Here is a 6,902-nt window from a genome sequence, read left to right as displayed (position 1 = left end):
CCCCCGCGCCCACCGCGCCGGCCACCCGCCCGGCGGGGGAGGGGGTCAGACCGCGCGGATGAGGTCCGCGGCGCGCTCGCCGATCACGATCGCGGGCGCGTTCGTGTGCCCGCGGATGATCGTGGGGATCACCGACGCGTCCGCGACCCGCAGGCCGTCGACTCCGCGCACGCGCAGCGCGGGATCGACCACGGATGCCGCATCCTCGCCCATACGCGCCGTGCCCACCGGGTGGTACAGGGTGTGCGAATACCGCCGCAGCGACAGCTCGATGCGTTCGGCGGCGCTCATCCGCTCGCCCCCGGCCGGCTGCACCCATCCGCCGGTGGTCACGGCGCGCAGCGCGGGCGTCGCGATGAGGCGTTCGCACTCCGCGAGCCCCGCCCGCAGCGTCTCGGCGTCGACGCCCTCGGGATCGGTGAGGTAGCCGGGGTCGATGACCGCGGCGTCCGCGGGGTCGGCCGAGGCCAGACGGATCGTCCCGCGACTGCGCGGGCGCAGGAGGATGGCCCCCACGGTGATGCCCTCCGCGGGCGGCGGCACGAGGCCCTCACCGACGTACGGGGCGGCGGCGAAGATGATCTCGATGTCCGGCAGCCCCGCGGGCGCGCCCCGGTCGTCGGCGACCGCGGTGCGCACGAAGCCGTAGGCCTCGGCCACGTTCGAGCTCAGCATGCCGCGTCGCGAGGAGAGGTAGCGCGCCAGTTGGCCGGGCCGCTGCGCCCCGTAGAGCGTTCCGCCGCGGGCGGCGGGCGCGAGCCCTGCCACGAGGTGGTCCTGGAGGTTCGCACCGACGCCGGGGGCATCGACCCGCACCCGGATGCCGTGGCTGCGGAGCTCGTCCGCGTCGCCGATCCCGCTGAGCAGGAGCAGCTGCGGCGTGTTGATCGCTCCGCCGGCGAGGATGACCTCGCGGCGGGCGCGCGCGTGCCGGGTGATGCCGGCGATGTCGACGTAGACGCCGGTGGCGCGGGGGAGTCCGTCGCCCTCCTCGAAGGTGACGCGTCGGACGAGGGCCTCGGTGACGACCCGCAGGTTGGCTCGGGCGCGGGCCGGGCGAAGGTACGCGTCGGCGGTCGAGGCGCGGGCGCCGCGGTGCTGCGTGACCATCGTCTGGGAGAAGCCCTGACGGGTGGGCAGGTTCGCGGCGGTGACGGGATGCCGCAGCTCGCGCGCGGCCTGCAGGAATGCCGCCGTGTGGGGCCGGGGATCGCGCTGGTGCTCGACCGGCTGCGCGCCGGCGGTGCCCTGGCTGGCGTCGGCGGCGCCCTGCGTCGCCTCGACGCGCTGGAAGTACGGCGCGAGCGACGCCCACGACCAGCTGTCGCCGGCGCTCTGCGCCCACTCGTCGTAGTCGGCGGCGAAACCGCGCACCCACATCATGGCGTTGAGCGACGACGACCCGCCGAGCGTCTTTCCCCGCGGCCAGTAGATGGTGCGGTTCTCCAGCTCGCGCTGGGGCACCGTGTCGTAGTTCCAGTCGTAGCGCCCCCGGAACAGGGTGGAGAAGGCCGCCGGCACGTGCAGCGCGAGGGCCGCGTCCGGCGGCCCGGCCTCCAGCACGATCACCGACGTCGCCGGATCCTCGCTGAGACGGGCGGCGAGGGCGGCCCCGGCGGAGCCGGCGCCGACGATGACGTAGTCGGCCTCCAGCGTGGACGGCCTCCCGCGGGTCGCCCGTCTCGACGCGCTCACGCGCCGAAGGCCTTCACGAGCGTGACGGCCATCTTCGCGGGGTTGCCGTCGATGCGGAACCGCGTGAACCCCTCGCACACGGCGGCGCCGGTGCGCGACGTCACGAACCAGGGCGGCTTGGGAAGCACCGACAGGCCGCGCCCGCGGGCGGCGGACGAGACCGACCGGGGGAACGGGCGGAACGGGCCGCGCACGACGGTCCGCTCGACCCGGTCGAGCAGCAGCGCGTTGTGGACGATGCCCATGCCGCTGGGCGCGTCGGCGAGGGTGCCTCCCGGGAACGCGCCCCAGGTCGCCGTCGGGGTGAGGAACCCGAACGCCGTCCAGGCGTTGACCGCGACGGTGCCGTACCGCAGGTCGGCGACGGCCCGCTCGAAGCCGTCGCCGAGCGCGTTCTGGGTGACGGGGTCGATGAGCACATTGGCGCCGAGGGTGCCGACGAGCCGGTCGTTGGCGTGCGCGACGGCGGCGTCGAGGAACTCCTGCCCCGTCCCGCGCAGGCCCACCACGGCGAGCACCGGTGCGAAGTACTCGGTCGTCTCGAGGGCGGCCGCGTCCTCGGGGCGCGCCTCGATGAGGGCGCGGGTCCCGCCGGCGCACCAGGCGGCATCCGGGTAGGAGGAGCGCGCCGCGTCGAGCTTGCTCTGGCTGTGCGGGTACCAGACGGGGCGCGAGGGCGCGCGGTCGTACGCGGCGCGCACCTCGTCGAGGAACGCGTCGCGCTGCGGCCAGTCCTCCGAGAGCAGCACGACCTGTCCGGCGATGCAGTTGTGTCCGCTGTTGTGCAGCCGCATGGTGACGACGTGTTCCGCCTGGAAGCGGAGGTCGGCCGCCGACCAGTCACCGGGCACCACGATGATGGGCGACACGCCGCCGAGCTCGGCCGTGATCGGCTTCTTCAGCAGCGGTCGTCCCTCCCGCCGCCGACGCGTGGCCGCACCCGCGGCTCCCGGCGTGTGCGACGGCCCCCACACGATCGCGCCGAACGTCGACTCCGAGCCGGTGATGTGCACGTGATCGATGTCCGGATGCTGGGTCAGGTAGCCCCCGACGTCGCCGCCGCCGCGGACGATCCGCAGGAGGCCGGGCTCGATGAGCGGCGCCAGCGCGCGCTCGAACACCGGCACCAGCGCGTCCTGCGTGGGGTTGACCTTGAGGATCACGACGCGGTTGAACGCCAGCAGCTCGTACAGCACATCGAGGTAGGGGATGGAGGTGATGTTGCCCGCGCCGAGCACGAGGCCCACACCGCCGGATGCCGCGGGGTCGAGCTGTCCGAGGCCCGCCTCGCGGCGGGCGGTGGCGGCGTCGACGCCGGGCTGCAGCCAGACCTCGGTGGTGTAGCCCGACAGCAGCAGCGTGTCGGTCGCCGTCAGCGGTGAGGTGTGGACGACCGTGCGCGCACCGGGGGCGGACCCGGTGCGGATGTCTTCGAGCGGCGACCGGCCGACCGCGAGGGCGTGCAGGGTGTCGGCGTAGGCGTCGAGGGCGACGAGGGCCGCGTAGGGTCCGGACAGCCACTCCTCGCCGCGCAGCGGATGCCCGGGCGGCAGTCCCTTCGAGGTCGCCGCCGTGTCGGCCCACTCTTCGGCGACCGCCGCGGTCGCGACACGCACGCGGCGGATCAGCGTACGCCGCTGGCCGAGCGTGAGGGCGCTCCACGCGCGGGTGCCGCTGCGGAGCTGGGCGATCGCGGCATCCAGACCGTCCTGCACGTCGTGGTCGAGCCGGTCTCCGGTCGACGTCTTCGGTGGTGCGGACGGGGCGCCTGCGGTCACGGCGTTCTCCTTCGAAGCGGGTTCGCGCTCGCGCGCGGGTTTCCAGCTTACGTCGGAGCGAGACGCAGTCCCAGGGTCATTGCCACTCGATGCCGTTCCGGCGGCTCGCGGCCCGGCCCCGGGCGCGCGGTCAGATCAGCGAGAGCTCGCGCAGCTTCGCCTCGACGTCGGCGTTGGTGGGCTCGACGTGGTGGGAGGCGTCGGGGTAGACGACGACGGGGATGTTCGTGCGACCCGAGATCTCGCGGGCCACGTCGGCGGCGGCGGGGTCGGCGACGAGGTCCACATAGGTGTACTCCACACCCAGCTCGTCGAGCTGCTTCTTGGTGCGGATGCAGTCGCGGCACCAGTCGGCGCCGAACATCGTGATCGGGGTGTTCTCGGAGGTCATGATTCCAGCGTACGCTCGGCGGCGCGGCTGACGGCCCGGGTCGCCACACGGGACGTGGACGTCTTCTTCGGGGCGTACACCCACAGCGCGTGATAGACGAATCGCACCACGAACGCCGCCGCGAGCGTGATCGCCGCGGCCAGGACGCTCGGGATGTGGGCGCCCTGCACGAGCAGCGGGATGATCGGGATGCGGACGACGGCTTCGACGTTGTTGAACGCGAACGACTTCAGGAAACGCACCCACATCTGGCCGGACTCGGAGCGCATGTCGGCGAAGACGAGGTACTCGAGCAGCAGGAAGTTGCCGATGATCGTCACCTCGCTCGCGATGATCGCGGCGGTGAGGTAGTTCATGCCGAGGTGGATGAGACCCCACATGATGACGAGGTTCGCGATCGCCCCGACGCCGCCGACGAGGGCGAACGCCGACATACGGCCGAAGCGGAGCATCGCCAGCTGGGTCAGGAACCGCATGCCCTGCGAGAACGTCGCCTTCGACTCACCGGCGAAGCGGGTGGCGAAGGCGAACGGGATCTCGCCGATGCGCATCTGGCGGCGCGCGAGGATCTCGAGCAGGATCTTGAAGCCGCGCGGGCGCAGGTCGTCGAGGTCGACGGTGTCGCGGTCGACGAGGAAGAACCCGGTCATCGGGTCGGTGCAGCCGTGCAGCTTCCGCGGGAACATGGCCTTCGTCAGAAGGGTGGAGGTGCGCGAGACCGCGGTGCGCGTCGCTCCGGCGAGCCCGCCGGCGGTGCCGCCGGCGACGTAGCGCGAGGCGACAACGATGTCGACGTCGCCGAGCGCGGCGCGGTCGAGCATGCGGGGGATGTCCTCCGGCGGATGCTGCAGGTCGCCGTCCATCACGAGGCACCAGCGCGCCTGCGCGCTGCGGAAGCCCTCGAGCACGGCGCCGCTCAGACCGCCCTCGGGCGCGTCGCGGTGGATGACGCGGACGGGGAAGTCGGTGGCCCGGGCGACCGCTGCGATCGTGGCGGGCGTGTCGTCGGTCGAGTCGTCGACGAACACGATCTCGAAGTCGACGTCCCCCAGCGCCGCGCCGATGCGTCGGACCAGCTCGGCGACGTTCTCCCCCTCATTGAAGGTGGGAACGATGACGGAAAGATCCATGGGCATGCGCTCGCGATCGGTCAGGGACAGAACCGTCCCAGCCTATCGACGCGGAGTTGGGCAAGTGCTGTGCGTGCTCTGTCAGTTCCGCAAGGTCCTGCGGCGCCGGTGATCAGCCGATCTGCTTCTTCAGATCGGGCACGCCCATCCCGTAGTTGATGCGGATGCAGGGCAGCGCGAGCTTCTCCGTGCCGACCGACACGTAGCCCTGCTCGATGGTCCTCGCCATCTCGAAGCCGGCTTCGCGGAGGCCCTCCTTGGCGGTGTCGTTGTTGTGACCGTACGGATAGGCCATGACCTCGGCGACGCCCCCGAGCGCCGTCGCCGACGCCGTCATGTCGGCCGCGATCTGCGTGGCGGAGAGGTTGACCATCTCCCCCTTTCCGTTCGCGCCCGCCTTGTGCATGTCGTTGGTGTGCGAGCGCGGCAGGATGAAACGGTTCTGCGCGGGCACGCCCGAGCCGGTGATCACGAAAGAGGTCGCCATGAGCTGCAGCTGCTCGTTGATCGGCGAGGCCATGGTCAACCACGACGGGTCGGCGTCGTCGTCGGTGATGATGACCGAGTGATCGGGGAGGTACAGCGCTCCGTCGATGAAAGCGCTCAGTTCGTCCCAGGTGGGCAGGTAGAACGCCTGGTCCTTGATGTACTGCATCTGCGCGCGGTAGTCCTCGATGTACGCGTAGTTGCCGCGCAGCCAGCCCTCTTCGCCGCCGGGCTTGGTCGTGAACTGGTGGTACATGAGGATCGGCACCCGCGCCTTCGCGGCGGTGACCGCGTCGGCGTTCGTCCAGGCTCCGTAGAGGGTGGTCTGGCGCTCCGTGCACGAGACGAGGTCGGATCCGTTGATCCTCGTGGCGGGGTCTCCCGCGTGCGCGGCGGGGTCGGCGGATGCCGCGGCCGCCGTCGCCGCATCGGCATACCACCCCGCGAAGACGCGTCCGTCGGCGCGGGGGATCGGGAGATGGTCGTACAGGCGGTCCTGCACCTGCAGCTGCGGATCGAGGGTGACGCCGTCGACGCGGAAGCTGACGGCGCAGGCGCCCGCGACGTCGGGGTGGGCGGCGAGGAGCTGCTCGGCCGCCGTGAGCGGCGTCGGCGTCGGCGTCGGCGAGGCGACGGATGCCGAGGCCCCGGCATCCGGCGTGGAACCGTCCGTCGGCTCGGATGCGCAGCCGGACAGTGCCGCCGCGACGGCCCCGACGATGAGGCCGACGGCGAGCGCCCGGCCGAGAACGCCACGACTGGTCTGCAGACCGCCCATGTATGACCCCCAAGACGAGGGCGCACCCCGCGCCCGGGATCATCCTACGGTCGGCCCGCTCCTCCTCTCGTCGGCGCGCGCCTGACCTCGGCCGGGACGGCGCGGCGGCGACATCCGTCGTGGCGTGGTCAGGCGGTCTCGCGCGCGCTCGGCCGGTCCTCGCCGGCCGCGCTCGCCGCCTCCAACGCGCGCCGCAGCTGCGTGCTCGACGTGTGTGCCGTGTACGGGAAGTACACGACCTGCACGCCGACGGCGGCGAAGTCGCGCTCGAGGCGGAGGCCCTTCTCGGTGCCGCGCCAGTCGTCGCCCTTGAAGAAGTGGGTGAAGCCCACCTCCCGCCAGACCTCGAGCTTGTCGGGCACCGTCTCGATGTGGACGTGGTCGACGAACTTGATGTCTCGGACGATCTGCGCGCGCTCGATCGTCGGGACGAAGGGCTCGACCCCCTTCACCAGCCGGAGCATCTCGTCGCTGACCACCCCGGCGATGAGCAGATCGCACTGCTCCTTCGCATGTCGAAGGATGTTCAGGTGTCCGATGTGGAACAGATCGAACGCCCCCGCGGCGTATCCGATCGACACAGCCATAGCGAGCCCCCCCAGCTGCTGACGTGAAATCCCGGGCCCCCCGGCCCGGTCCGAGCC

The 6,902-nt window shown here is 72.0% G+C and carries 6 protein-coding genes; all 6 read right to left on the bottom strand.

Annotated elements, in window-relative coordinates; genetic code table 11:
• Positions 1 to 45: 45 nt before the first annotated feature.
• Complete coding sequence (locus tag AC1Q49_RS15735; RefSeq protein ID WP_492493312.1) at positions 46 to 1,695, bottom strand: GMC family oxidoreductase; 1,650 nt, start codon at positions 1,693 to 1,695, stop codon at positions 46 to 48.
• Positions 1,692 to 3,473 (bottom strand): aldehyde dehydrogenase family protein, encoded by a 1,782-nt coding sequence (locus tag AC1Q49_RS15730; protein WP_492493310.1) that lies wholly within the window; start codon positions 3,471 to 3,473, stop codon positions 1,692 to 1,694. Before AC1Q49_RS15730 ends, AC1Q49_RS15735 begins: the two co-directional genes overlap by 4 nt.
• Positions 3,474 to 3,603: 130 nt before the next feature.
• Positions 3,604 to 3,864: a glutaredoxin family protein gene (locus tag AC1Q49_RS15725; RefSeq protein WP_060961124.1), complete on the bottom strand. Its 261-nt coding sequence runs from the start codon at positions 3,862 to 3,864 to the stop codon at positions 3,604 to 3,606.
• On the bottom strand, positions 3,861 to 4,994 hold the full coding sequence (locus AC1Q49_RS15720) for a glycosyltransferase (protein WP_101307000.1): 1,134 nt from the start codon (positions 4,992 to 4,994) through the stop codon (positions 3,861 to 3,863). The genes AC1Q49_RS15725 and AC1Q49_RS15720 overlap by 4 nt, the downstream gene beginning before the upstream one ends.
• 112 nt (positions 4,995 to 5,106) lie before the next feature.
• Positions 5,107 to 6,258 (bottom strand): polysaccharide deacetylase family protein, encoded by a 1,152-nt coding sequence (locus AC1Q49_RS15715; protein WP_492493307.1) that lies wholly within the window; start codon positions 6,256 to 6,258, stop codon positions 5,107 to 5,109.
• Positions 6,259 to 6,386: 128 nt separating this feature from the next.
• The gene (locus AC1Q49_RS15710) at positions 6,387 to 6,845 is read right to left on the bottom strand and encodes an FAD synthase family protein (protein WP_492493305.1); all 459 of its coding nucleotides are present in this window, start codon (positions 6,843 to 6,845) and stop codon (positions 6,387 to 6,389) included.
• Between the last annotated feature and the right edge of the window lie 57 nt (positions 6,846 to 6,902).

The sequence above is a fragment of the Microbacterium sp. MPR-TSA4 genome, from assembly GCF_058792815.1.
The sequence above is the reverse complement of the archived record's forward strand: the minus strand, read 5'-3'. Positions and strand labels throughout refer to the sequence as shown.

Coding starts and splice junctions, on each gene's coding strand:
- AC1Q49_RS15710 (WP_492493305.1), bottom strand. CDS start 6,845: ATGGCTGTGTCGATCGGATACGCCGCGGGGGCGTTCGATCTGTTCCAC.
- AC1Q49_RS15725 (WP_060961124.1), bottom strand. CDS start 3,864: ATGACCTCCGAGAACACCCCGATCACGATGTTCGGCGCCGACTGGTGC.
- AC1Q49_RS15715 (WP_492493307.1), bottom strand. CDS start 6,258: ATGGGCGGTCTGCAGACCAGTCGTGGCGTTCTCGGCCGGGCGCTCGCC.
- AC1Q49_RS15720 (WP_101307000.1), bottom strand. CDS start 4,994: ATGGATCTTTCCGTCATCGTTCCCACCTTCAATGAGGGGGAGAACGTC.